Annotated in this window: 20 protein-coding genes; 14 read left to right on the top strand and 6 right to left on the bottom strand. The window is 68.1% G+C overall.

Translation table 11 applies throughout. The annotated features are described in order from the left end of the window. Window positions 1-13: 13 nt before the first annotated feature. Together FPL11_RS00900 and FPL11_RS00895 are read left to right on the top strand one after the other, a co-directional pair. A complete protein-coding gene (locus FPL11_RS00900) occupies window positions 14-499 on the top strand; it encodes a DUF4864 domain-containing protein (RefSeq protein WP_144346852.1) in 486 nt (161 codons plus the stop codon). Continuing rightward, window positions 496-1,185 (top strand): fumarylacetoacetate hydrolase family protein, encoded by a 690-nt coding sequence (locus FPL11_RS00895; RefSeq protein ID WP_186295077.1) that lies wholly within the window; start codon window positions 496-498, stop codon window positions 1,183-1,185. Before FPL11_RS00900 ends, FPL11_RS00895 begins: the two co-directional genes overlap by 4 nt. 6 nt (window positions 1,186-1,191) lie before the next feature. Here FPL11_RS00895 and FPL11_RS00890 read toward each other — a convergent pair whose 3' ends face one another. Beyond that, complete coding sequence (locus tag FPL11_RS00890; protein WP_083217654.1) at window positions 1,192-1,614, bottom strand: organic hydroperoxide resistance protein; 423 nt, start codon at window positions 1,612-1,614, stop codon at window positions 1,192-1,194. A 116-nt stretch (window positions 1,615-1,730) separates the two neighbouring features. On the opposite strand from FPL11_RS00890, the gene metC reads away from it, so the two are divergent. Next, complete coding sequence (gene metC, locus FPL11_RS00885; RefSeq protein WP_144346851.1) at window positions 1,731-2,954, top strand: cystathionine beta-lyase; 1,224 nt, start codon at window positions 1,731-1,733, stop codon at window positions 2,952-2,954. Here the strand turns inward: metC and FPL11_RS00880 are convergent. From FPL11_RS00880 to FPL11_RS00870, 3 genes are all read right to left on the bottom strand, one after another. Continuing rightward, complete coding sequence (locus FPL11_RS00880) at window positions 2,951-3,349, bottom strand: PAS domain-containing protein (protein ID WP_069133791.1); 399 nt, start codon at window positions 3,347-3,349, stop codon at window positions 2,951-2,953. The two genes, metC and FPL11_RS00880, sit on opposite strands and share 4 nt — an antisense overlap. Before the next feature lie 62 nt (window positions 3,350-3,411). Further along, window positions 3,412-4,239 (bottom strand): metal ABC transporter permease, encoded by an 828-nt coding sequence (locus tag FPL11_RS00875; RefSeq protein ID WP_235013495.1) that lies wholly within the window; start codon window positions 4,237-4,239, stop codon window positions 3,412-3,414. Then, window positions 4,208-4,963 (bottom strand): metal ABC transporter ATP-binding protein, encoded by a 756-nt coding sequence (locus FPL11_RS00870; RefSeq protein ID WP_144346850.1) that lies wholly within the window; start codon window positions 4,961-4,963, stop codon window positions 4,208-4,210. The genes FPL11_RS00875 and FPL11_RS00870 overlap by 32 nt, the downstream gene beginning before the upstream one ends. A gap of 67 nt (window positions 4,964-5,030) precedes the next feature. On the opposite strand from FPL11_RS00870, the gene FPL11_RS00865 reads away from it, so the two are divergent. From FPL11_RS00865 to polA, 4 genes are all read left to right on the top strand, one after another. Beyond that, window positions 5,031-6,062 carry a zinc ABC transporter substrate-binding protein gene (locus tag FPL11_RS00865; RefSeq protein WP_144346849.1) on the top strand — a complete coding sequence of 344 codons (1,032 nt, stop codon included), beginning with the start codon at window positions 5,031-5,033 and terminating at the stop codon, window positions 6,060-6,062. A 65-nt stretch (window positions 6,063-6,127) separates the two neighbouring features. After that, the gene (locus FPL11_RS00860; RefSeq protein WP_069133783.1) at window positions 6,128-7,045 is read left to right on the top strand and encodes a LysR substrate-binding domain-containing protein; all 918 of its coding nucleotides are present in this window, start codon (window positions 6,128-6,130) and stop codon (window positions 7,043-7,045) included. Between the two features lie 30 nt (window positions 7,046-7,075). Next, window positions 7,076-9,244 carry a DNA helicase II gene (gene uvrD, locus FPL11_RS00855; protein WP_069133781.1) on the top strand — a complete coding sequence of 723 codons (2,169 nt, stop codon included), beginning with the start codon at window positions 7,076-7,078 and terminating at the stop codon, window positions 9,242-9,244. Between the two features lie 6 nt (window positions 9,245-9,250). Then, complete coding sequence (gene polA, locus FPL11_RS00850; RefSeq protein WP_144346848.1) at window positions 9,251-11,974, top strand: DNA polymerase I; 2,724 nt, start codon at window positions 9,251-9,253, stop codon at window positions 11,972-11,974. Between the two features lie 158 nt (window positions 11,975-12,132). Here polA and yihA read toward each other — a convergent pair whose 3' ends face one another. Continuing rightward, window positions 12,133-12,738: a ribosome biogenesis GTP-binding protein YihA/YsxC gene (gene yihA / locus FPL11_RS00845; protein ID WP_144346847.1), complete on the bottom strand. Its 606-nt coding sequence runs from the start codon at window positions 12,736-12,738 to the stop codon at window positions 12,133-12,135. Between the two features lie 80 nt (window positions 12,739-12,818). On the opposite strand from yihA, the gene FPL11_RS00840 reads away from it, so the two are divergent. The 5 genes from FPL11_RS00840 to FPL11_RS00820 all read left to right on the top strand — a co-directional run bounded on the left by FPL11_RS00840 (window position 12,819) and on the right by FPL11_RS00820 (window position 18,309). Beyond that, window positions 12,819-13,457: a c-type cytochrome gene (locus tag FPL11_RS00840; protein WP_069133775.1), complete on the top strand. Its 639-nt coding sequence runs from the start codon at window positions 12,819-12,821 to the stop codon at window positions 13,455-13,457. Between the two features lie 193 nt (window positions 13,458-13,650). Further along, window positions 13,651-15,621 (top strand): cytochrome c biogenesis protein ResB, encoded by a 1,971-nt coding sequence (locus tag FPL11_RS00835; RefSeq protein WP_159308522.1) that lies wholly within the window; start codon window positions 13,651-13,653, stop codon window positions 15,619-15,621. A 28-nt stretch (window positions 15,622-15,649) separates the two neighbouring features. Next, window positions 15,650-16,792 (top strand): c-type cytochrome biogenesis protein CcsB, encoded by a 1,143-nt coding sequence (gene ccsB, locus FPL11_RS00830; protein ID WP_235011925.1) that lies wholly within the window; start codon window positions 15,650-15,652, stop codon window positions 16,790-16,792. 36 nt (window positions 16,793-16,828) lie between these two features. Next, window positions 16,829-17,479 (top strand): thiol:disulfide interchange protein DsbA/DsbL, encoded by a 651-nt coding sequence (locus FPL11_RS00825; RefSeq protein ID WP_235013494.1) that lies wholly within the window; start codon window positions 16,829-16,831, stop codon window positions 17,477-17,479. A gap of 20 nt (window positions 17,480-17,499) precedes the next feature. After that, complete coding sequence (locus FPL11_RS00820) at window positions 17,500-18,309, top strand: endonuclease/exonuclease/phosphatase family protein (RefSeq protein WP_235013301.1); 810 nt, start codon at window positions 17,500-17,502, stop codon at window positions 18,307-18,309. Here FPL11_RS00820 and FPL11_RS00815 read toward each other — a convergent pair. Next, complete coding sequence (locus tag FPL11_RS00815; protein WP_200833611.1) at window positions 18,236-18,898, bottom strand: arylesterase; 663 nt, start codon at window positions 18,896-18,898, stop codon at window positions 18,236-18,238. The two genes, FPL11_RS00820 and FPL11_RS00815, sit on opposite strands and share 74 nt — an antisense overlap. Between FPL11_RS00815 and FPL11_RS00810 the strand changes: the two genes are divergently transcribed. Beyond that, window positions 18,897-19,592, top strand: coding sequence for an ABC transporter ATP-binding protein (locus FPL11_RS00810; protein WP_235011911.1), 696 nt, complete (start codon window positions 18,897-18,899; stop codon window positions 19,590-19,592). The two genes, FPL11_RS00815 and FPL11_RS00810, sit on opposite strands and share 2 nt — an antisense overlap. Then, window positions 19,592-22,069, top strand: a complete 2,478-nt coding sequence (locus tag FPL11_RS00805) for an ABC transporter permease (RefSeq protein WP_144346845.1) — start codon at window positions 19,592-19,594, stop codon at window positions 22,067-22,069. The genes FPL11_RS00810 and FPL11_RS00805 overlap by 1 nt, the downstream gene beginning before the upstream one ends. Window positions 22,070-22,411: the final 342 nt, after the last annotated feature.

The following is a 22,411-nucleotide window of genomic DNA, read 5'->3' as shown; positions in this document are numbered from 1 at the left end:
AGGATGATTCGCCATGTTGGTTTCGCGATTCCGTCAGGGCCTGAGCGCCGGTCTGCTAATGGCCGGGCTGGCCGGGCTGGCCGGGCTGGCCGGCGCCAGCGAGCCGGCGGTACCCGGTCCGGATCTGGCCGCCCGCGAGGTGGTCCGCATCCAGCTCGACGCCCTCAGTGACAACGACAGCCCCACCCCCAACGCCGGCATCGAGCAGGTCTGGGCGTTTGCGCATCCTGACAACCGCGCCGTCACGGGCCCGCTGCCGCGTTTCAAGCGCATGCTCAAGGGCCCGGGTTACGGGGTGCTCATTAACCACAGCCGTGCCGAGATCACCCCCGTGGGCGAGGGCGATGAGCGTGCCGTCTATCGGGTGCGGGTGGTGGCCCGGGACGGCGGGTTCTACCGCTTTCGCTGGCAGCTGAAGAAGGCCTCGCTGGAGGCGGGCCCGGCGTGGATGACCACTGGTGTGACCCCGGGCCGCGATACCGGGGAGAAGATGCTGTGAGCGACCCAGTGATCCCACTGCCGCCGCGCTGGATGCTGCCGGTGACCGGTGGGGGTGGCTTTCCCGTGCGGCGGGTGTACTGCGTGGGGCGCAACTACGCCGATCATGCCGCCGAGATGGGTCATGACCCGAACCGCGAGCCGCCGTTCTTTTTTCAGAAAAACCCGGAGAACCTGCGCACCGACGGGCTCTTCCCCTATCCGGCGGGCAGTCGGGACGTGCAGCACGAGATCGAGTTGATGGTGGGGCTGGGAGAGGGCGGTCGCGACATCCCCACCGCCCGGGCACTGGGCTGTGTCTGGGGCTATGGCGTGGCGCTGGACATGACCGCCCGCGACCTGCAGGCCCAGGCCAAGGCCCGGGGTCGGCCGTGGATTGATGCCAAGGCCTTTGATGACGCCGCACCCTGCTCGGCGCTGACGCCTGTGGATCAATGCGGGGACCATGCCGAAGGGGCCATCGAGCTGGCGGTCAACGGCGAGTTGCGTCAGCGGGGCAACCTCAATCAGCAGATCTGGTCACTGCCCGAGGTGATCGCCGCCCTGTCGGCGCGGTTCACGCTGGCGGCCGGGGACATCATCCTCACCGGGACGCCGGCCGGCGTGGCACCGGTCATCCCGGGGGATCGGCTGGTCGGTCACATCGAAGCCATGGGCTCGGTGGATGTGACCGTCACCCGCGGCTGAAGGCCCTCAGGCGATGGTCGTGGTGACGTCGATATTGCCCTGCGTCGCGTAGGAGTAGGGGCAGACCACGTGGGCGGCCTCGACCAGCTTCTCGGCGTCGGCGCGGTCCACGCCCGGCATCTCCACCGACAGGTCCACGCCAATCGCAAAGCCCTGGCCATCATCGCGCTTGCCCAGTGCCACGTCGGCGGTCACCTTGGTGTCGGCCGGCACCTGAATGCCCGCCTGACCGCCGGCGAACTGCATGGCGCCCAGAAAGCAGGCCGAATAGCCGCAGGCAAACAGCTGTTCGGGGTTGGTGCCCTCGCCGCCCGGGCCGCCGAGCTCTTTCGGCGCGGTCAGCTTGACGTCGAGCGAGCCGTCGCGGGTCGCTGCGTGGCCATCGCGACCGCCGGTGGCGGTGCCCGTCGTGGTGTAGAGAACGTCCATGGTTTGGCTCCTGTTGTCTGATGAATCCATTGGGATCACCCCTGACCATACACGCCCGGCGGCCTGCGGATCAGCCTTGACTTGTCAGTCCGGCGAATCCTGCCATGCTGACGGCCATGACCCGGGACGAGAAGGAGACAACCGTGGGACGCGGGACGCGACTGGTGCATGGCGCACGACCGCCCTATGTGGACGGCCGGCGACCGGTAAACCCGCCGGTGGTGCGGGCGGCCACCGTGGATTTCGCATCGATGGCCGACATGGCCGCCGCCCAGCAGCCCGGCAGCGCCGGCGCGCAGTCATTCACCTACGGGGTGCGGGGCACGCCCACCGGTTTCGCCCTCGAGGATCTGATCACCGACCTTGAGAACGGCCACGGCACCAAACTCTACAGCTCCGGGCTCGAGGCCATCGCCGCGGTGCTGCTGGGGTTTCTGCACCCCGGTGACCATCTGCTGGTGGTGGACACGGTCTATGCACCGGTCCGCCAGCTGCTGGACCGCTTCCTGCACGAGCGCGGCATCCGCTACGACTTCTACAGCCCCCGCGAGACCGACCTGGCGCGGCTGCTGCAGCCCACCACGCGGATGATCTACACCGAAACCCCCGGCTCGGTGACCATGGAGCTGCAGGACATCGCCGGCATCGCCGCCATCGCCCACGCGCACGGTGACGTCCTGGTGGTCTGCGACAACACCTGGGCGTCGGGATACTGCTATCGGCCGCTGGAGCACGGCGCCGATCTGTCCATCGTTGCCGGCACCAAGTATCTGGGCGGGCACTCGGATGTGCTCATGGGCTCGGTCACCGCCACCGCCGCGACCTTCGAGGCCCTCCACGAGGCCAGTGTGCTGCTGGGGCTGGCGGTGTCCGCCGATGACTGTGCGCTGGTGCTGCGCGGCGCGCGGACCCTGCATATCCGCTATCCCGCCCATGCCGAGCGGGCGCTGCGTCTGGCGGACTGGCTGAACGCCTGCGACCAGGTGGCGGCGGTGCACTATCCGCCCCTGCCCGATAGCCCCGACCATGCCCGGTGGCGGGCCGAGTTCGACGGCGCCGCGGGGCTTTTCAGTATCGAGCTGGCGCCCGGCGTCGCCCACCGCGCCGCCGCCTTCGTCGATCAACTGGAACTGTTCGGCCGCGGTGCCTCGTGGGGCGGATTCGAGAGCCTGGCGCTGCCCTGCAGCCTGCAGGATACCCGCAGCCTTGAGACCGGCGCGGATCGCGGGCCGCTGGTGCGCCTGAGCGTGGGGCTGGAAGACCCGGACGACCTGATCGATGACCTGTCCCGGGCGCTGGACGCGACCCGGGCCGTCACGCCGCCGGCCCCGGGGAGTTAGATCTCGCCGGTGACGTCGTACTGCACGGCGACGTGGTGGGTGACCCGCCCGTCCTGCCGGACCGGGATCACTTTCCACTCAAGGATGAACTCGCGGCCGTCCTTGCGGTAGTTGACCGTCTCGCCATGAAACACCTCGCCGCGGCGGATCTGCTCACCCAGACGCTGCAGCACGGCGGCCTCGGTCTTGGGGCCCTGGAGCATGCCGGGCGTCTGGCCGACGACCTCCTCGGCGGTGTAGCCGGTCATCTCGGTGAATGCCGGGTTGACGTAGATGATCGGCCCGGCACTGCCATCATCGGCCGCCTCGGTGATAGTGATGGCGTTCAGGGAATGATCGGCCGTGGCCTTGAAAAGCGCATGGCCGAGGGATTCATCAATATGGGGAATATCCATTCCAGCGTGCTCCGTTGTGGGTGTGACGATGGCCTTCACGCTCCCAGCCCCACCGTGCCGTGTCAAACCGCCCGATGGCGGCCCGGTAGGCTGCGCGCCAGACCGGCCAGCAGCGCGAAGAGCGTGGCCGATACACAGACGATGGTCGGGCCGGTGGGCGTGTCCCACTGCCACGACCCCCACATGCCACCCAGCACCGCCAGCGCCCCCAGACCGGCCGCCGCCATTGCCATGCGCTCGGGCGTGCGGCTGAACGGCCGCGCGGTGGCGGCGGGAATGATCAGCAGCGCCGCGATCAGCAGCACCCCCACCACCTTGATGGCCACCGCCACCACAATGGCCAGCGCGAGGGTCAGGATCAGCCGCTCGCGCGACGGATCGAGGCCCTCGGCGTAGGCCAGGTCGGCATTGACCGTGGTCAGCAGCAGCGCCTGCCAGCGCCACAGGGTCAGGCCCAGCACCAGCAGCGAGCCGCCCCAGATGATCGCCAGGTCGCCGCGCCCCACCGCCAGGATATCGCCGAACAGGTACGCCATCAGGTCGATGCGCACGTCGCTGAGAAACGACACGGCCACCAGACCGAACGCCAGCGACGAGTGCGCCATCACCCCCAGCAGGGTATCCATGGCATAGCCGCGGTCGCTCAGCAGACTGACCGTCACCGCCATCAGCAGCGAGACCGCCAGCACACCGACGAAGATCGACATCGACAGCGCCAGTGACAGCGCCACGCCCAGCACCGCGGCGTGGGCGGTGGCGGCGCCGAAAAAGGCCATCCGCCGCCACACCACAAAGCAGCCGAGCGGTGCCGCGGCCAGCACCACACCCAGCCCCGCGAGGGTGGCGCGGACCAGAAAGTCATCCAGCATGGTCGGGCTCCGTGTGGGCATCATGGGGATGGTGATGGGGGTTATGCCGGAACAGCGCCAGCGCCGTGTCGTCATCGGTGCCGAACAGGGCGCGGTATTCCGGCGCGGCGGTCACGGCCTCGGGCCGGCCCTGGCAGCAGATGTGGTGGTTGAGGCAGATCACCCGATCGGCGGCACGCATCACCACATGCAGGTCATGGCTGACCAGCAGGATCCCGCAGCCCAGGCGGTCGCGGATGTGCTCGAGCTGGCGGTAGAACTCGGCGGTGCCGGCCTGATCCAGCCCCTGCGAGGCCTCGTCGAGCATCAGCAGATTGGGCGCGTCGATGAGTGCCCGGGCCATCAGCGCCCGCTGGAACTGCCCGCCGGACAGCGACGTCAGGGCACTGTCGGCGCGGCCGGGGATTCCCGCCTGCTCCAGCGCCTGATCAATGGCCTGCCGCGAGTGGCGGCGGGGCAGGTTCAGGAACCGCCGGACGCTGAGCGGCAGCGTCGGGTCGATGTGCAGGCGCTGCGGCACATACCCCAGACGCAGGCCGGACGCCCGGGTGATGCGCCCGCTGGTGGGCCTCATGGCCCCGATCAACGCGCGCAGCAGCGTCGACTTGCCCGACCCGTTGGGCCCGACCACGGTGACGATTTCGCCGGCGGACAGGCTCAGCGTGATGTCCTGCAGGATCGGGTTGTCGTTGATCCGCAGATTGAGGCTGTCCGCCTGTATTAAGGGAGTCTGTGGATTCGGCATCTTTCAACCCGGTGAAGTGATGTTATAGTATATCGTTACATAAACAGCCTGCGAAGGAGAGTTTCTCATGAAACGCCGGTCCACTTCCGCCCTACCGCGACCCCGTGCCGCCCTGCTGGGCCTGATTTTCGGCGTCATCGCCGCGCCGGCGCTAGCGGCACCGCGCGTCGCCACCGACGTCGCGCCGGTGCAGTCGCTGGTCACCCAGGTGATGGCCGGGGTGGCCGAGCCGTCCATGGTCATCCAGCGCGGCGCCTCGCCCCACAGCTATTCGCTGCGCCCCAGCGAGGCCGCCACGCTTGAAAACGCCGACATCGTGTTCTGGGTGGGCGATGAACTGACCCCGTGGCTGACCGGTGCGCTGGACAACCTGGCGGGTAACGCTGATTCAGTGGCGCTGCTGCACACCGACGGGACGCTGCGCCATGGCTTTCGTGACCGTGTGCTGGCCGAGGCCGGCCATGACGGGCACGAAGGCCACGAAGGTCACGAAGGTCACGAAGGTCACGAAGGCCATGAAGGCCATGAAGGCCATGACGATCACGAAGGGCATGACGACCACGAGGGCCATGCCCACGAGGGGGTTGATCCGCATGCCTGGCTGGACCCGGTCAACGCACAGCACTGGCTGGGCGTGATCGCCGACACCCTGGCCCGCCATGATCCCGCCAATGCCGAGCGCTACCAGGCCAACGCCGACGCCGCCCGGGATCGGATCGACGGGCTCATCCGCCAGGTGCGCGGCGAGCTCGAGGGGGTCCATGACGAGGCGTTTATCGTCTTCCACGACGCCTATCAGTACTACGAGCGCCGCTTTGACCTGAACACCGTCGGCGCCATCTCGCTCAGTGACGCCCGCGATCCGGGCCCGGCGCACATCGCCGAGATCCGCGACATCGTCGCCGAGCGGGACGTGCAGTGCGTGTTCGCGGAGCCGCAGTTCAACCCGGCCATGGTGGACACCGTGCTGAGTGGCACCGGTGCCCGCACCGGCGTGCTGGATCCGCTGGGCAGCGAGATCCCCGCCGACGGGGATTACTACACGACGCTGATCAATCAGCTCAGCGAACGTCTGGTGACCTGCCTGTCGGCGGGCTGATTCGCGCATCCGGGGTAATCCCGCGCTAGAATAGGGGTTTTCCGGATATCCCTCGGGATGCGCCCATGAACCACGTCAACTTTCGCGATCTGCGCTATCTCGTCGCCGTCGCCGACCATCAGCATTTTGGCCGGGCGTCGGCGGCGTGTTTCGTCAGCCAGCCCACCCTGAGCACCCAGATCAAGAAGCTCGAGGCCTATCTCGAGGTGCAGCTGGTGGAGCGCACCAGCAAGCGGGTGCTGGTCACGCCCATCGGCCGCATGATCACCGAGCGGGCCCGGCAGATCCTCGACGAGGTGGACGATCTGGTCAGCGTCGCCCGCGCCGCGGGGGACCCGATGAGCGGGGATCTGCGCATCGGCATCATCCCCACCCTGGGGCCTTATCTGATCCCGCATCTTTTCCCGATCCTGCAGGCGCGCTATCCCAAGCTGCGGCTGCTACTCCATGAGGAACGCACCCGCGGGCTCATCGACCGGCTGCGCGAAGGCACCCTCGACGCCGCCATCATGGGCGCGCCCGTGCCCGACGAGGGGCTGATCGCGCAGCCGCTTTTCAGGGAGCCGTTCGAGGTGGCGCTACCGGAGTCGCACCCGCTGGCCGCCCGGGCCGAAATCAGCCGGGACGACCTGGACGCCACGCCCATGCTGCTGCTCGAGGAAGGCCACTGCATGCGCGATCAGGCCCTTGACTTCTGCTCGCGGGTGGGCGCGCAGCAGCATCAGGACTTCCGCGCCACCAGTCTCGAGACCCTGCGCCAGATGGTCGCCACCGGTGCCGGCGTGACGCTGCTGCCCACCCTGGCGGTGCAGGCGGCGGGCAATGCCACCGACGGGCTGGCGGTGCGGCCCTTCGCCGGCAGCCCGCCGGTGCGCGAGCTGGCCATCTATCGCCGCCGCGGCTGTGCCCGCGAACCGGTGGTCAGTGCGCTCGCCGAGCTCATCCGTGATCTGCCGCCGGTCAGGGCGCTGCCGACCCCCTAGTCACCGGGCGCGCTGATATACTCCGGCGGCATGGATGTCTCTGATCTCATCGATCCGCTCAACCCCGCCCAGCGCGAGGCCGTCACCGCCCCGCAGGGGCATGCCCTGGTGCTGGCCGGCGCCGGCAGCGGCAAGACCCGGGTCCTGACCCACCGCGCCGCCTGGCTGGTGCGGGTCGAGGGTGCCACCCCCTGGAACCTGCTGGCCGTGACCTTCACCAACAAGGCCGCCGCCGAGATGCGCGCGCGCATCGAGTCGCTGCTCGGCATCAATGGCTCGGGCCTGTGGGTGGGCACCTTCCACGGCCTCAGTCACCGGCTGCTGCGCCTGCACTGGCAGGAAGCGGGCCTGCCCCAGGGCTTCCAGATCCTCGACAGCGAGGACCAGCGGCGTCTGGTCAAGCGCGTCATGCGCGATCTTGAAGTCGATGAAAACCGCTGGCCGGTGCGTCAGCTGCAGGGCTTCATCAATGCCCGCAAGGACGCCGGCGAGCGGGCCGAGGACCTCGACAGTGCCGATCCCTACAGTGGCGAGATGGCGCGGGTCTACGCCGCCTATGAGCAGGCCTGCCGCAGCGCCGGGGTGGTGGACTTCGCCGAGCTGATGCTGCGCACGGTGGAAATGCTCCAGAACCACCTCGAGCTGCTGGGCCACTACCGGCGGCGTTTCCGCCATGTGCTGGTGGACGAGTTCCAGGACACCAACGGCATTCAGTACGAGTGGCTCAAGCTGCTCGCCGGGCCCGAGTCGGACGTGTTCATCGTCGGTGACGACGATCAGTCGATCTATGGCTGGCGTGGCGCGCGGGTGGAAAACCTCGAGCGCTTCCGCAACGACTACTCGCACACCCGGGTGCTGCGGCTTGAGCAGAACTACCGCTCGACCCGCACCATCCTCGACGCCGCCAACACCCTGATCGCGCGCAACAGCGACCGGCTGGGCAAAAAGCTCTGGACCGAAGGCGAGGCCGGCGAGCCCATCGCCCTATATGCTGCGTTCAACGAGCAGGACGAGGCCCGGTTCGTGGTCGAGCGGCTCATGGCGATGGTCGAGGAACAGGGCCTGGCGCGCAGCGACGTCGCCATCCTCTACCGCTCCAACGCCCAGTCGCGCACGTTTGAGGAAGCCCTGATGGCGCGCCGCATCCCCTACCGGGTCTACGGTGGGCTGCGGTTTTTCGAGCGCGCCGAGATCAAGGACGCCCTGGCCTATCTGCGCCTGCTCGCCAATCGCGATGACAGTGCCGCGCTGGAGCGCATCATCAACACCCCCACCCGTGGCATCGGCAACCGCACGGTCGAGACCCTGCGCCTGACCGCCCGCGATCAGGGGGTCAGCCTGTGGGCCGCCGCCCGCGAACTGGTAAGCCGGCCGGGCGGGCTGCCGGCCCGGGCCGGCAACGCCCTGCGCGCGTTCGTCGAGCTGATCGACGGACTCGACCGCGAGACCGCCGACGCCGCCCTGGCCGACCGCATCGAGACCGTCATCACCCGGACCGGGCTGCGCGGGCACCTGGGCAAGGACGGCTCTGACCGGGCCCAGGACAAGCTTGAAAACCTCGACGAACTGATCACTGCGGCCGGCAACTTCGAGCAGGACAACACCGCCGAGGCCGAGATGGATCCGCTGACCGCGTTCCTCGCCCACGCCGCGCTGGAGGCCGGAGAAGGCCAGGCCGGTGCCTGGGAGGACTGTGTGCAGCTGATGACCCTGCACTCGGCCAAGGGCCTGGAGTTTCCGGTGGTGTTCCTGGCCGGGCTCGAGGAGGGGCTGTTCCCGCATCGCATGTCGGTGGAGGAACCCGGCCGGCTCGAAGAGGAGCGCCGCCTGGCCTACGTCGGCATCACGCGGGCGCGTCAGCGCCTGCTGATCACCTATGCCGAGCGCCGCCGCCTGCATGGTCGTGACGACTTCGCCATTGCCTCGCGGTTCATCCGCGAGCTGCCCCCGGCGCTGGTGGACGAGGTGCGGGCGCGCTTCTCGGTGACCGGCCCGGATGCCGCGGGCAGCGGCCTGGGCGAGAGCCCCGCCACCCAGGCCGAGTTCGGCCTGGGCGAGCGGGTCCAGCACAGCCGCTTCGGTGAAGGCGTGGTCCTCGACTGCGAGGGCAACGGCCCCAACGCCCGCATCCAGGTCAACTTCAACGATGCGGGCACCAAGTGGCTCGTCGCCGCCTATGCCAACCTCGAACGGATCTAGACTGCCATGAGTGACCCCGACAAGCGCCTGCTGCTGGTGGACGGCTCGTCCTATCTGTACCGCGCCTATCACGCCCTGCCGCCGCTGACCAATAGCGCGGGCGAGCCCACCGGCGCCGTCTATGGGGTGATCAGCATGCTGCGCCGACTGATCGAGGACTATCGCCCGGTGCACATGGGGGTCGTCTTTGACGCCCCGGGCCGGACATTCCGTGACGAACTGTTCGCCGAGTACAAGGCCAACCGCCCGCCCATGCCGGATGATCTGGCCGCTCAGCTCGAACCCCTCAAGGCGGTGGTGCGGGCCATGGGCCTGCCACTGATCGAAGTCGGCGGCGTCGAGGCGGACGACGTCATCGGCACCCTTGCCGTGCGCGGCCGGGATGAGGGGCTGACGCTGCTGATCTCCACCGGTGACAAGGACATGGCGCAGCTCGTCAACGGCGAGGTCACCCTGCTCAACACCATGTCCAACACCACCCTCGACCGCGATGCGGTCATCGACAAGTTCGGCGTGCCGCCTGAGCAGATCATCGATTATCTGGCCCTGGTGGGCGATACCTCGGACAACATCCCGGGCGTCCCCAAGGTGGGACCCAAGACCGCCGCCAAGTGGCTGACCCAGTACCAGTCCATCGATGGCATCCGTGCCCATGCCGGGGAGATCGGCGGCAAGGTGGGCGAGAGCCTGCGCGAGCACCTCGACGAGCTGGACCTCTCGCGGCAGCTGGCGACCATTGACTGCGACGTCGATCTGCCGCTTGAGCCACTCGCCATCCGACTGGCGGACCCCGATCGCGACGAACTGGCCCGCCGCTACCGGCATCTCGGGTTCAACACCTGGCTGCGCGAGGTCGAAGCCGATGGCGATGGCGACGACCCGCCGCCGGCGGTCACCCGGCATGATCCGGCCGACCCCCAGGCGGACTACGAGTGCATCCAGGATGAGGACCGCCTTGATCAGTGGCTGAAGCGGCTGGCGGCGGCACCCTGCTTTGCCTTGGATCTGGAGACCGACAGCCTTGATTACATGCGCGCCCGCATCGTCGGTGTGTCGTTTGCCGTCACCGCGGGCGAGGCGGCCTATCTGCCACTGGCGCATACCGGCCCGGATCAGCCCCGCCAACTGGATCGCGAGGCCACGCTCGCGCGGCTCAGACCGCTGCTTGAGGACCCCGAGGCCGGCAAGCTGGGGCAGAACCTCAAATACGACATGAGCGTGCTCGCCAATCACGGCATCACCCTGCGCGGCGTGGTCCACGACACCATGCTCGAGTCGTACTGCCTGGATGCCACGGCGGCACGCCACGACATGGACTCGTTGGCGCAGAAATACCTCAACTATCGGCCCATCGGCTATGAGGCGGTGGCCGGCAAGGGCGCCCGGCAGATCACCTTCGATCAGGTCGGCCTGGATCAGGCGGTGGATTATGCCGCCGAGGACGCCGACATCAGCCTGCGCCTGCACGAGTCGCTGTGGCCGTCGCTGGCCGAGCGCAGCGGGCCGCGATCGGTCTACGAGACCATCGAGCTGCCGCTGCTGCCGGTGCTCTCGCGCATCGAGCGCACCGGCGTGCGGGTGGATGCCGGACTGCTGGCCACCCAGAGCCGCGAGCTCGCGGAGACCATGCAGCGGCTCGAGTCGCAGGCCCATGAAGCCGCCGGCGGGCCCTTCAACCTCGGCTCGCCCAAGCAGATCCAGGAGATCCTCTACGAGCGCCAGGGCCTGCCGGTGCTGGCCAAGACCCCCAAGGGCGCCCCCTCCACCGCCGAGTCGGTCCTCGAGGAGCTCGCCGCTCAGGGTCATGACCTGCCGCGCCTGATCCTCGACTATCGCGGCGTCTCGAAGCTGCGCTCGACCTACACCGAAAAGCTGCCCGGGCTGATCAACCCCGGAACCGGGCGGGTGCATACCTCCTACCATCAGGCCGTGGCGGCCACCGGACGGCTGTCATCGTCGGATCCCAACCTGCAGAACATCCCCATCCGCACGCCCGAGGGCCGGCGCATCCGCCGCGCCTTCGTGCCCGCGCCGGGCTATCGGCTGATGGCGGCGGACTACTCGCAGGTCGAGCTGCGCATCATGGCGCATCTGTCCGGCGACGACGGGCTGCGCCGGGCGTTTGCCGAGGGCCTGGATATCCATGCCGCCACCGCCGCCGAGGTGTTCGGGGGTGAGGCCGCAGCGGTCAGCGACGACCAGCGCCGCGCCGCCAAGGCCATCAACTTTGGCCTCATCTACGGCATGTCGGCCTGGGGGCTCGCCCGCCAGCTGGGCATCGAGCGCGGTGAGGCGCAGAGCTATGTCGATCGCTATTTCGAGCGCTATCCGGGTGTCCGCGCGTTCATGGATGCGACCCGCGCCCGGGCCCACGAGCAGGGCTATGTCGAGACGGTCTACGGCCGGCGGCTCTACCTGCCCGAGATCAACAGCCGCAACACCCAACGCCGTCAGTATGCCGAGCGCACCGCCATCAACGCCCCCATGCAGGGGACGGCCGCCGACATCATCAAGCGCGCCATGATTGCGGTGGACGACTGGATCACCCGCGAGCAGCCCGACGCGACGCTGGTCATGCAGGTCCACGACGAGCTGGTGCTGGAAGTGCCGGCGGGCGAGGAAGCCGCGATCGGCGAGCGGATCCGCGGTTTCATGGCCGATGCGGCGGATCTCGACGTGGCGCTGGAGGTGGAGGTCGGAGTCGGCGACGACTGGGACACCGCGCACTGAACTTCGCCGTGGCCGGCGCTGTCATTATAAATGCGTCAGTGCCCGGCGCGGCCCGCGACTCCCTCCCTTGAGCGCGGGTCAGTCTGGCCCGGTCATTCACCCCCCTATGACCGGGCCAAACGTCCCCGGCATCCACCCCCCCTGGATGCCGGGGTTTTTTATGTCTGCAACCAGCGGTCGAGCTGCTCACGGGCGGCGTCCACACCCTGGCGCGTCTGTGCCGAGAACAGTTGCACCGTCGCCATGGCGCAGTGCCCGCCGGCGTCACGTCGGACCGCCTGCAGGGTGTTGCCCGCCGCGCCGCGGCGCAGCTTGTCGGCCTTACTGAGCAGGATATGCGCGGGCAGCCCGGCGGCATCGCACCAGGCCAGCATCTGCTGATCCAGCGGGCCCAGCGGGTGGCGGATATCCATGATCAGCACCAGACCGCGGAGGCTCTCGCGACCTTCGAGATACTGCGGCAGCACCTGCTGCCAGTGGTTACGGACCGAGGGCGGCGCTTTGGCGTAGCCATAGCCGGGCAGATCCATGAGGCGCGTCGCCGTGACATCGTCGGTCAGCGGGAAGACGTTGATCTGCTGGGTCCGCCCGGGCGTCTTGCTGACCCGGGCGAGTTGCTTCTGGTCGGTGATGGCGTTGAGTGCGCTGGACTTGCCGGCGTTCGAGCGCCCGGCGAAGGCTACCTCGGCGCCCCGGTCGGGGGGCAGTTGCTCGAGCTGTGCGGCGGACAGAAGGAATTGCGCACGGCGGTAATCTAGTGTCATTGTCTCAACCAAGACCGCTGAATTGACCCCTTCGGGGGGCGTTGGTATAAAGCCATTCTATCCAAGAACTGTCGGACATCATGATCGTTAAGTTGTTATCCGCGCTCGCCGCGCTGTGCCTGATGAGCGGGGCGGCCCAGGCCCAGCTCGAAAACGCCGACCCGAAACGCGGTGAGGCCGCTTCCGCCACCTGTGTCGCCTGCCACGGGGCGGATGGCAACAGTGTCGTGCCCAACTACCCCAACCTGGCCGGGCAGCACGCGGACTATATCTACGAACACCTGCAGTTCTACAAATCCGGCGAGCGCGAGAACGCGATCATGCTGGGCCAGGCGGCCGGGCTCGACAAGCAGACCATGGCCGATCTGGCGGTCTACTTCTCGGAGCTCGACGCCGAGCTGGGTGAGACCCCCGAAGAGCTGCTCAGCACCGGGCGCAGCATCTACATGGGTGGCATCGCCGAGAAGGGCGTGCCGGCCTGTGTCAGCTGTCACGGCCCCGGGGGCATGGGCGTGCCCAGCAGCGGCTATCCGCGGCTGAGCGGCCAGAAGGTCGAATACACCATCGAGCAGCTCGGGCTGTACCAGTCCGGCAAACGTTCGGGCTATGGTCAGGCCGGGCTGATGAACGACATCGCCTCGAAGCTCGATGACGAAGAGATCCAGGCTGTCGCCAACTACGTGCGCGGCCTCTACCCGACGGATATTGCAGCCGAATAGTTCGCGACCGATGGCAAATCCCCCGTTGGCGGATGGTTAAACCCACCGCCGACGCGCGGTAATATAATGTCGATAGCGAACAGGTGGGCATTCAATGGTCCAGAATGCTGCGACAGTGACAGACAGCCCTACGGGCGGAAAGCGACGCGACAGGCGGCGCTCCGGCAGTATTTGGCTTGAATTCCTGGGGTCGATGAACCTCGCGATCACCCTGCTGGTGGTGGTCAGCATCGCTTCGATCATCGGCACCGTCCTGCCCCAGAACAACCCCTATAACGAATACCTCATCCAGTTCGGACCCTTCTGGTTCGAGGTCTTCCGCATGCTCAACCTCTACGACGTCTACTCGGCGTGGTGGTTTCTGGGCATTCTCGGCTTTCTCATCCTGTCCACCGGGGTCTGTGTCAGCCGGCATATTCCCGGCGTCTGGCGCGAAGTCACCCGCTATCGCACCCATGTGCGCGAGCGCTCGCTGCTGGCGCTCTCCAACCACCGGCGCTGGCAGGTCGGGGCCGATGCGGAATCCGCGGAGATGCTCGCCGATTCGGCGTTCCGCGGCTATGGCTACCGCACCCGGCGCGAGGTGCGCGGTGACACGGTAATCCTGGCCGGCATGAAGGGCGGCGCCACCCGGGCGGGCTATGTGCTCACCCATGTCGCCGTGGTGGTGATCGCCGTGGGCGCGCTGATCGACGGCAACATCAACCTCAAGATCCGCGAGATGACCGGCGATCTGGCCATCGAGACCCGCGATCTGCCGGTCTCCCAGGTGCCCGGTGAGAGCTGGCTGCCGCCCGAGAGTGGGTCGTTCCGCGGCAACATCACCATCCCCGAGGACAGCAACAGCAGCGTGACCTTCCTCCAGGTCCGCGACGGCTATCTCGTCCAGGAGCTGCCATTCGAGATCTATCTCGAGGACTTTCGCATCGACCATTACCCCAATGGCATGCCGAGCAGCTACGAGAGTGACCTGGTCATCCATGACCCCACCCTCGAAGACCCCATCCGCAAGACCATCTCGGTCAATGAGCCGCTCACCCACCGCGGCCATACGCTGTACCAGGCCTCGTTCACCGATGGCGGCACGGCGCTGGACCTGACCGGACACATCCTCGATGGCTCCGGCGCCTCCATGCCCGTGGACGGCCGGGTGTTCGAGAACCTGCGCCTGCAGCTGGGCGGTATCGAGCGCACCCTCGAGATTGACGACTTCTCGCTTTTCAACGTCAATCCGGACCCGCGGGCCGTCGAGCGGACCGGCGCCCGGGACGAGTTCCGTAACGTCGGGCCGTCGTTCAACTACACCATGCGCGACGACGCCGGCCAGGCGCGCGAGTTTCATACCTACATGGCGCCGGTGGAAATCGACGGGCGCTGGTACTACCTGCACGGCGTGCGCAGCAGCCCCGGCCAGCCGTTCCAGTACCTGCATGTGCCGGCCGATGACGACGCCTCGATGAAGACCTTTCTCGACTTCTACGCCGCACTGGACGATCCCAACCGCGTGAAACAGGCCTCGCGGCGGGCCGCCGATGGGCTGCTGGCGCAGATGGGCGTGGCCAACCCCGAGCTGGGTGCGCGGGTGGCGGGCACCGCCGATGACATGATCGCGACCCTGCTGGACGGGGGCTTCGGTGCCGTCAACCGACAGCTCGAAGACCGTGTGGCCGGCTCCAACCGCCCCGAGATGCTGCTGGAGTTCTCCCGCTCGGTGCTTCAGCGCACCCTGTTCGAGATTTACCGCGAGGTGCTCGCCGCGCGCGAGGGTGTGCAGCTGTCGATGGTGCAGACCGATGCCGATCAGCGGGCATTCTTCGAGGACGCCATGAACGCGGTCTCCACCGTCTCGGATTATGGCGCGCCGGTGATCTTTAGTATCGATCACTTTGATCACCGTCAGGCCACGGGCCTTCAAATCACCCGTGCCCCGGGCAAGAATGTGGTCTATGCCGGCTCGGCAATGCTCACGATCGGGGTGTTTCTGCTTTTTTATGTCTCGCATCGGCGCGTCTGGGCGCTGATCACCCCGCGGGACAACGGTGGTGCCGACCTGTTGATGGCCGGTGCCAATCAGCGCCAGCCCGAGGCCTTTGCGAAGGAGTTTGGAGAACTGGCGGATGCGGTCGACCAACAGCTCGAGCGCGACAACACGGATCGAGGTTAAGGAAATGGTAGCGTCCCGCGAAGAAATGATGCGTCAGATGCGCCGCCCGTCCCTGTGGCAGCGGCTGACGGTGAGTGACTGGGCTTGGGCGGCCCTGGTCGCGGTGGCCACCGCCGGCACCTTCCAGGTGCTGGGCGATGTCATGAACGGCTACGAGGTGGTGATCACCCTGTTCACCGCCGGGGTGATGATCGGCATCGGCTGGCACTGGGGCGAGTCAAAGATCTACATGGCCGCGGTCTGCCTGCTGAGCCTGTTCGCGGTCATGCGCTACCCGGCGCTGGGGGCCGCACAGACGGATTTCTTCCTGCAGTACCTGCTCTCCAGCCAGTCCGCGATCATGTGGATGAGCGCGCTGTTCCCGGCCGCGACGCTGGTCTATGGCGTCTCGCTATTCACCGGCCACCGCTTCACCGGCCAGGTGGCCTCGACGCTGACCTGGTTCGGCGCCGGCGCCGGGCTGGTGGGCCTGCTGGTGCGCTGGCACGAGACCCATCTGTTCGCCGGGGGCATCGGCTATATCCCGGTCAGCAACCTCTACGAGGTGTTCGTGCTGTTCGCGGTCATCACCGCGCTGATCTACCTCTACTACGAAAAGGCCCAGCAGACCTATTCCATGGGGTTTTTCGTGCTGCTGGTGATCACCGCCTCGGTGGGTTTCCTGCTCTGGTACCACTTTGACCGGGGCGCCTCGCAGATCGAACCGCTGGTCCCGGCGCTGAAAAGCTACTGGATGAAGATCCACGTGCCCACCAACTTCATCGGCTATGGCTGCTTTGCCATCGCCGCGATGCTGGGTGTGGCGTATCTGATCCGCGCACGGGTGCCCGATGACAGTAAATGGGCCGACCGGCTGCCCACCCTCAAGCAGATCGACGATGTCAGCTATCGCAGCATCGCCCTGGGCTTCGCGTTTTTCACGGTGGCCACCATCCTTGGCGCCCTGTGGGCGGCCGAGGCCTGGGGCGCCTACTGGTCGTGGGACCCCAAGGAGACCTGGGCGCTGATCGTCTGGCTCAACTACGCGGCCTGGCTGCATCTGCGCTATACCAAGGGCCTGCGCGGCACGCCCATGGCCTGGTGGGCGGTGATCGGCCTGTTCGTCACCACCTTCGCCTTTCTGGGGGTCAACATGTTCCTCTCGGGACTGCACTCCTACGGCGAACTGTAGGATGATGGACGTCATGACTTTCAACGGAGCCGATTCATGCGACTGACTTTCTCGATGGGCCGTTGGGCCCCGGCGGCGCTGCTGCTGTTTGGCCTGGCGGCCGCACTGATCACCGGGCCGGCCGCCGCCCAGCAGGGCTATTCGGTGCTCGACAACCCCCAGCCCACCGACAGCACGGGCGACGCCGTGCAGGTGCGCGAGTTCTTCTCGTATGGCTGTCCGCACTGCGCCGACTTCGAGCCGGTCCTCAGCGACTGGGTGGCGGAGAACCAAGGGCGAGTCGATCTGGTGCACACACCCATCACCTTCGGCCGCGACAGCTGGGCCGTGCTGGCTCGGGCCTACTACGCCGCCGATGCGCTGGGCATCCTCGATCAGACCCATCGGGCCATGTTTGATGCGATCCACGAGCAGGGTCGCCAGTTTCAGAACCATGCTGATGTGGCGGCCTTCTATGCCAGCTTGGCCGACGTGACCGAGTCCGAGGTGATGGATGCGCTGAACTCGTTCGCGGTCAGCTCCAGCCTCAACCGCGCCGAGCGTCTGGCCGGTGCCTACGGGGTACGCGGGACGCCGTCGCTGGGCGTGGCCGGGCAGTACTTCGTGGATGTGCGCCAGGCTGGTGGCCAGCGGGGCATGCTGGACGTGGCCGATTCGCTGGTGGCCGACGAAGCGGGTGAGGGCTGAACCGCCCGGGGCCCGAGACCATGGATCGATTGCCGGCCCGGCTGCGGCTGATGAGCTTCAACATCCAGGCCGGCATCGAGACGCGTTACTACCACCAGTATTTCACCCGCGGCTGGCGTCATGTGCTGCCGGATACCGCGCGCATGCCCAACCTGCGGCGCATCGCCGAGACCATCCGCGGCTTTGACCTGGTGGGCCTCCAGGAACTGGACGCCGGCAGCCTGCGCAGCGGCTTCGTCGATCAGACCGCATTCCTGGCCGAGACCGCGGCCTTCCCGCATCGCTATATCCAGACCAACCGGCCGCTGGGGCGGCTCGCCCAGCACAGCAATGGCCTGCTCGCCCGCTGCCCGGCGACAACGGTGAGCGAGCACCGCCTGCCGGGGCGGATCCCCGGCCGCGGGGCGTTGATGGTGCGCTTTTCCACCGCGCGGGATGATCTGCTGGTGGTGCTGCTGCACCTGGCGCTGAGCCAGCGCGCGCGACTCAATCAGCTGGCCTACATCGCCGAGTGCATCGCCGATGAGTCGCATGCCATCGTCATGGGGGATCTGAACTGCCACTCGAGCAGTCCCGAGCTGCGCTATTTATGCGCCGAGACGGGCCTGCGCGAACCGGCCAGCACCGAGCCCACCTATCCCAGCTGGCGGCCGGCCCGCAATATCGACCATATCCTGGTCACCCCCAGTCTGGCCGTGGAGGCGGTCGAAGTGCTGGACGCCCCGCTGTCCGATCATCTGCCGATGACCATGACGGTCAGCCTGCCGGCGAGCCTTCAGGGTCCGATTCAAGCAGCGGGGCGAGCCCCGACCATACCGTCTGAAGGATGATCGGCTGGGCCTTTGCATTGGGGTGAATGCCGTCCGACTGCATCAGTGACGGATCCTCGGCCACGCCGTCGAGCAGCATCGGAATCAGGCGCACGCCGGTGCGCTCGGCGACATCGCGGTAGACTTGGCGGAACCGCTCAATGAATGCGGTGCCATAATTGGCAGGCAGGCGCACGCCGGCCAGCAGCACCCGGGCGCCGGCCGCCCGCGAGCGCTCGATCATCGCGAGCAGGTTGTCGCGCATGGCGGCGGGTGAGATGCCGCGCAGGCCGTCGTTGCCGCCGAGCGCGATGATGACGATGGACGGCTTGTGGCGCTCGAGGGCCGCGGGCAGACGGGCCCGGGCGCCGGCGGTGGTCTCGCCGCTGATCGCCGCGTTGATGACCCGGCCGTCGGGGCCGAGGCGCTCGGACAGCCGCGCCACCCAGCCCGACTCGGTGGGCATGTTATAGGCGGCCGAAAGGCTGTCGCCCAGGACCAGGACCCGCTCGTCAGCGGCGCCGGCGCCCATGGCCGGCCCCATCACCAGCAGGGTCAGCCACAGTAAACACGACGCATGCAGGAGTCGACCGCGTATGCCCCAACCCATGGAATCCTCCCGTCAAGACCCGCCGATGCTTGAAGCGAGCGCCCTGGCGATGCGCTTCGAGGCCCCGGAAGGCCGGATCAGCCTGTTCGAAAACCTTGATCTTAGCATTGATGCCGGCGACTCCCTGGCGATTCTGGGGACATCGGGCTCGGGCAAGTCGACCCTGCTGGGCCTGCTCGCGGGACTCGACCTGCCGAGCGGCGGCCGGGTCAGCCTGGCCGGAGAGGATCTCACCGAGCTGGACGAGGATCAGCGCGCCGCCCTGCGCAGCGGCCGGGTCGGATTCGTGTTTCAGGCCTTCCACCTGCTGCCCGGCCTGACCGCCCTTGAAAACGTCATGCTGCCCGCGGAGCTGGCTGGCGAGCGCCAGGCCCGCCCGCAGGCCGCCGCCGCCCTGGAACGGGTAGGCCTGGCCGATCGCACCGCCCACTACCCCGCCCAGCTGTCGGGCGGCGAGCAGCAGCGCGTGGCCTTGGCCCGGGCGTTCGTCAGCCGCCCGCAGATCCTGTTTGCCGATGAGCCCACCGGCAACCTTGATCATCACACCGGCGAGCAGGTCATTGATCTGCTGTTCGCCCTCAATCGCGACTACGGCACCACCCTGATCCTGGTCACCCACGATCATGCCGTTGCCGCGCGCTGCGCCCGGGTGCGCTACCTGCGCGATGGCGCACTGGCCACGGAGGCCGGCTGATGCTGGCGCTGCGGCTGCTCTACCGGGACTGGCGCGGCGGCGAACTGCGCCTGCTGGCGCTGGCGCTGATCATTGCCGTGGCCGCCGTCACCGGCGTGTCGTGGCTGGCTGACCGGGTGGCCGGTGCCACCGAGGCGCGCGCCGCCGACCTGCTGGCCGCGGACCGGGCAGTGGAATACCCGCGCCGCATCCCCAATGACTGGCAGGCCGACGCCGAATCCCGGGGCCTGACCACGGCGCGCACGGCGGTCTTCCCCACCGTGGTCCTCAATGACGCCGCCAGCCGGCTGGTCTCGGCCAAGGCCGTCAGTGACCGCTATCCCCTGCGCGGCAGCCTGCGTATCCAGCCCCGGGCGGGGGCTGAAGAGGTCGTCCCCGACGGCATTCCCGCCCCGGGTACGGCCTGGATCGAGTCGCGCCTGCTGGGGCTGCTGGATGTCTCGGTGGGCGATACCCTTGAGATCGGCGCCCAGACCCTGGAGGTGGCCGGGATCCTCAGTTTTGAGCCCGACCGCGGTCAGGGCTTTGGCGGGCTGGCGCCGCGGCTGATGTTCAACCACGCCGATCTGGCCGCCACCGAGCTGATCGGCGAGGGCAGCCGGGTCCGGCATAAACTGCTGCTTGCGGGTCCCCGCCCGGCGCTCGACGGGTTCACCGATCAGCTGGTGGCCCGTGAGGGCAATGCCGTGGAGATCGAGCGACCCAGCGAGCAGGGCCGCGGCGCCTCGGAGGTCATCGAGCAGGCCAAGCGCTTTCTGGGCCTGGCGGCACTGCTGACGGTGATCGTGGCCGGCGTGGCGGTGCTGCTGACCGTGCGCCACTATGCCGAGCGCCAGATCACCGGCGTGGCCGTGATGCGCGCCATTGGCGCCACCCGGCGACAGGTGCTGGCGCTGATGATCGGCAAGCTGTTGTGGCTGGGACTGTTCGCCGGCGCCATTGGCGCCGGGCTGGGCTATCTGCTGCACCTGGGCATGCTGGCACTGGTGGCCGAGCTGCTCGACACCCGACTGCCGCCGGCGGGCTGGCAGCCGCTGGCCACCGGCTGGCTGACCGCTGCCGCGGCGCTGGTGGGGTTCGCCCTGCCCACCCTGGCGCGCCTGCGCAATGCCCCGCCCATGCGGGTGCTGCGCCAGGACCTGGGCAGCGGGCTGCTGGGCGCCGGCGTACCGCTGCTGGCGGCGGCCGGCGTCATCATCGCGCTGATGGCCTGGCAGGCCGGCGATCCGCGGGTGACGCTGAGTGTGCTGGGCGCGGTGACCGCCACCCTGGCCCTGCTGACCGCGGTGGCCGCGGCGGTGGTCTACGGCGCCCGGGCCTGGTCGCGGCGCGGCGGCAATCGACGCCTGCTGTGGCTGACCGGCTTCACCCGCCGGCCAGTGACCGCGGTCATCCAGATCGTGGCAGTGGGCGTGGGCCTGATGAGCCTGTTTTTGCTGGCGGTGGTGCGCAACGACCTGCTGAGCGCCTGGGAGAGCGAAATCCCCGCCGATGCCCCCAACCAGTTCCTGATCAACATCCAGCCCGATGAGCTGGACGGCGTCCGCTCGCGGCTGGCCGAGGCGCAGATCGACACGCGCTTCTACCCCATGGTGCGGGCGCGGCTGACCGGACTGAACGACGCGGCGGTGCAGGCCGGCGACTACGAGAGCGCCCAGGCCCGCCGCCTGGCGCGGCGCGAGTTCAACCTGTCGTGGACCACCGAGCTGCAGTCGGACAACCGCATCGTCGCCGGCGAGTGGTGGGGCGATGTCGACGACCCGTCGCCGCAGCTGTCCGTGGAAACCGACTTTGCCGAGGAAATCGGCGTCGAGCTGGGCGATCGCATGACCTTCAGCTCCGGCGGTCAGCGCGTCACCGCCCGGGTCACCAGCCTGCGCGAGGTGCGCTGGGAGAGCTTCAACGTCAACTTCTTCGTGCTGGCGTCGCCCGGGACCTTCGACGACCTGCCGGCGACCTGGCTGACCAGTTTTCATCTGCCGTCGGACCAGGGGCAGGTCCTCAACGACCTTGTCCGCGCCTATCCCAGCGTGACGCCGATTGATGTCAGCAGCGTACTGCGCATCGTGCGCACCATCATCGACCAGGGATCGAGCGTGGTGGAGCTCATGGCCCTGCTGACCCTGGCGGCGGGCGTGCTGGTGCTGCTGGCGGCCCTGCAGATCACCGGCGAGCAGCGCCGCTTTGAGAGCGCCCTGCTGCGGGCCCTCGGCGCCAGCGGCCGACGCATCCGGCGCATGGCACGGCTGGAGTTCTGGCTGGTGGGCCTGGTGGCGGGCAGTCTGGCCGGCCTGGCCGCCACGGCCGCCGGCATGGTGGTCGCCGAGGTGCTGTTCAGCCTGGACTACCCGTTTCGGCCGCTGACCCTGGTAGTGGGCGCGCTGGTGGGACTGGTCACCGTCTGGGCCGCCGGCGCCCTGGGGGCGCGGCGCTACTATCGGGCGTCGCCGATGCGGTTACTGCGGGAAGGGGGATGAAACACCGCGCGGGGCGGTGGTGGTGGCGCTCCCGTCACCCTGAATCGGGCTCGCGCGGGACGCGGGGCGATTCACGCAGTGGATCCCACACACCACGGCGCCCCGAGGTCGCCCGATCCAGGGTAACGGGATCGCCAATGCAGGGTCCGCCACCGGATCCGGGGATTGCCGATTCCGTCCCCTTTCACCGTGCGATCTCGAGGCGCTCCGCATCGTGTGAGCGCGGGGAAAGGGGACGGAAGCGGCACCGCGCTGTCCCGCGCGAGCCCGATTCAGGGTAATGGGAGCGCCACCGCACACCACCACACCGACGAATGGAACGTACTGCCGCCCCCCCGAGCC

This window comes from Spiribacter aquaticus (assembly GCF_007625215.1).
In the GTDB taxonomy this organism is placed as follows: domain Bacteria; phylum Pseudomonadota; class Gammaproteobacteria; order Nitrococcales; family Nitrococcaceae; genus Spiribacter; species Spiribacter roseus.
Note: the sequence above shows the minus strand (reverse complement) of the source record. Positions and strands in the feature narration are given on the sequence as shown.

Excerpts from the sequence above, each read along its gene's own strand:
- FPL11_RS00900 (WP_144346852.1), top strand. The coding sequence starts at position 14 with ATGTTGGTTTCGCGATTCCGTCAGGGCCTGAGCGCCGGTCTGCTAATG.
- FPL11_RS00890 (WP_083217654.1), bottom strand. The coding sequence starts at position 1,614 with ATGGACGTTCTCTACACCACGACGGGCACCGCCACCGGCGGTCGCGAT.
- metC (WP_144346851.1), top strand. The coding sequence starts at position 1,731 with ATGACCCGGGACGAGAAGGAGACAACCGTGGGACGCGGGACGCGACTG.
- FPL11_RS00880 (WP_069133791.1), bottom strand. The coding sequence starts at position 3,349 with ATGGATATTCCCCATATTGATGAATCCCTCGGCCATGCGCTTTTCAAG.
- FPL11_RS00875 (WP_235013495.1), bottom strand. The coding sequence starts at position 4,239 with ATGCCCACACGGAGCCCGACCATGCTGGATGACTTTCTGGTCCGCGCC.
- FPL11_RS00870 (WP_144346850.1), bottom strand. The coding sequence starts at position 4,963 with ATGCCGAATCCACAGACTCCCTTAATACAGGCGGACAGCCTCAATCTG.
- FPL11_RS00865 (WP_144346849.1), top strand. The coding sequence starts at position 5,031 with ATGAAACGCCGGTCCACTTCCGCCCTACCGCGACCCCGTGCCGCCCTG.
- FPL11_RS00860 (WP_069133783.1), top strand. The coding sequence starts at position 6,128 with ATGAACCACGTCAACTTTCGCGATCTGCGCTATCTCGTCGCCGTCGCC.
- uvrD (WP_069133781.1), top strand. The coding sequence starts at position 7,076 with ATGGATGTCTCTGATCTCATCGATCCGCTCAACCCCGCCCAGCGCGAG.
- polA (WP_144346848.1), top strand. The coding sequence starts at position 9,251 with ATGAGTGACCCCGACAAGCGCCTGCTGCTGGTGGACGGCTCGTCCTAT.
- yihA (WP_144346847.1), bottom strand. The coding sequence starts at position 12,738 with ATGACACTAGATTACCGCCGTGCGCAATTCCTTCTGTCCGCCGCACAG.
- FPL11_RS00840 (WP_069133775.1), top strand. The coding sequence starts at position 12,819 with ATGATCGTTAAGTTGTTATCCGCGCTCGCCGCGCTGTGCCTGATGAGC.
- FPL11_RS00835 (WP_159308522.1), top strand. The coding sequence starts at position 13,651 with ATGAACCTCGCGATCACCCTGCTGGTGGTGGTCAGCATCGCTTCGATC.
- ccsB (WP_235011925.1), top strand. The coding sequence starts at position 15,650 with ATGCGTCAGATGCGCCGCCCGTCCCTGTGGCAGCGGCTGACGGTGAGT.
- FPL11_RS00825 (WP_235013494.1), top strand. The coding sequence starts at position 16,829 with ATGCGACTGACTTTCTCGATGGGCCGTTGGGCCCCGGCGGCGCTGCTG.
- FPL11_RS00820 (WP_235013301.1), top strand. The coding sequence starts at position 17,500 with ATGGATCGATTGCCGGCCCGGCTGCGGCTGATGAGCTTCAACATCCAG.
- FPL11_RS00810 (WP_235011911.1), top strand. The coding sequence starts at position 18,897 with ATGGAATCCTCCCGTCAAGACCCGCCGATGCTTGAAGCGAGCGCCCTG.
- FPL11_RS00815 (WP_200833611.1), bottom strand. The coding sequence starts at position 18,898 with ATGGGTTGGGGCATACGCGGTCGACTCCTGCATGCGTCGTGTTTACTG.
- FPL11_RS00805 (WP_144346845.1), top strand. The coding sequence starts at position 19,592 with ATGCTGGCGCTGCGGCTGCTCTACCGGGACTGGCGCGGCGGCGAACTG.